This window comes from Spirillospora sp. NPDC049652 (assembly GCF_040675125.1).
Lineage (GTDB): Bacteria > Actinomycetota > Actinomycetes > Streptosporangiales > Streptosporangiaceae > Spirillospora.
In genome coordinates this window covers 1-1,456 of the sequence record NZ_JBFAOF010001379.1, presented here as the reverse complement: position 1 = coordinate 1,456, position 1,456 = coordinate 1, and the positions used below count along the sequence as shown (strand labels likewise).

Annotated in this window: 1 protein-coding gene; it reads right to left on the bottom strand. The window is 72.3% G+C overall.

Features of this window, described 5'->3' with window-relative positions; translation table 11 throughout:
* Positions 1 to 1,456, bottom strand: a 1,456-nt coding sequence (locus AB0J52_RS40385; protein WP_500188489.1) for a L,D-transpeptidase, incomplete at both ends; no start/stop codon positions are given.

Sequence of the window (1,456 nt, the reverse complement as noted above, 5' to 3'; positions counted from 1 at the left end):
CGCGACCTCGGGCCGGGGCCGCGCGACGACGTCCGGCCCGACGCGCACGGCCTGCTCGGCATGCGCGAACGCGCCGCGACCGTCGGCGGCGAACTGCGCACCGGCCCCGCGCCCGGCGGCGGATTCCTCATCGAGGCGACCCTCCCGGGACGGCCCGCATGACCAGCATCCTCGTCGCCGACGACCACGAGATCGTCCGCTCCGGATACGCCGCCCTCCTCGGCACCCAACCCGACTTCACCGTCGTCGGCACCGCCGCCGACGGGGCCGAGGCCGTCCGGCTGTGCGCGACGCTGCGGCCCGACGGTCAGCGCCCGTTTCAGCGCGCTGCCCTGGACCCATTTCGCCCATGGTTCCTGCCAGTAGCCCCAGCCGTTGTCCGGTTCCAGTTCACGGGAGGTCCCGGTGATGCGCACCGGGTCGCCGCGGTAGGAGAGGTTGTAGAACCAGCGCGCGTTCTCCGGACTGGCGTTCACGCAGCCGTGGCTGACGTTGGAGTTGCCCTGGTCGCCGACCGACCATGGCGCGCTGTGCACGTACTCGCCGCTGTTGGAGATCCGGACGGCCGCGTAGACCGTCTCCCGGTAGTACCCGGGGCAGCCGGGCCCGCAGCCGGTCGTCGCGGAGTCCATGATGACCGGGTCGTCCTTCTCCATGGTGAGGTGCACCCCGTTGGTGGTGGTGTACTTCTCCACCCCGCCGCGGCCCATGCTCACCGGGATCGTCCGGACGAGCTTGCCGTTCCGCCGCACGGACATCATGTGCGACACGGCGCTCGCCTTGCTGATGTGCGAGTCGCCGATGCGGAAGTCGGCCCGCACGTCCTTGGCCCCCCACATGCCCTTCCCGGCCCGCACTCCGCTCAGGTGCGCGCGGAACGACACCTTGGTGTGGGCCGGCCAGTACTCCTTGGTCCGGAACACCACGGTCTGGTCGTCGAACCAGTGCCAGGCGCCCTCGACCGTCTTCGCGGAGGTGACCTCCAGCGACCGCTCGACGGCCTGCCGGTCGCCGATCCGCTGCCCGAACCGCAGGACGATCGGGATCCCGACGCCCACGGTCTCCTTGTCGTAGGGCGCCTCCAGCGAGGCGTCCAGCGCCTTGCGCACCTTGGCGGTGGTGAAGTCGCTGGTGACCGTCCGGGTCCTGCCGTCGCGGCCGAGCGCGGTCGCGGTCACGGTGTAGCCGGTGCCCGGATCGAGCGTCCAGCGCGATTTCCAGCGCGTCCGGTCGGCGCTCAGGTCGCCCACCACCGGATTGCCCTTGTGCGTGACGGTCACGTTCTCGACCGTCCCCCGGTCCGCGGCGACCTCGATCGCCGCGTCCGGCTGCACGGCGTCTCCGCCGCCCTCCGGTGCGACGTCCAGCCGCACCGCCGTGTTCCTGACGAGATCCGTCTCGCCGTCCGAGCAGCCCGCCAGTCCGGCCGCGGCGAGCGCCGCGCCCGCCACCGTCC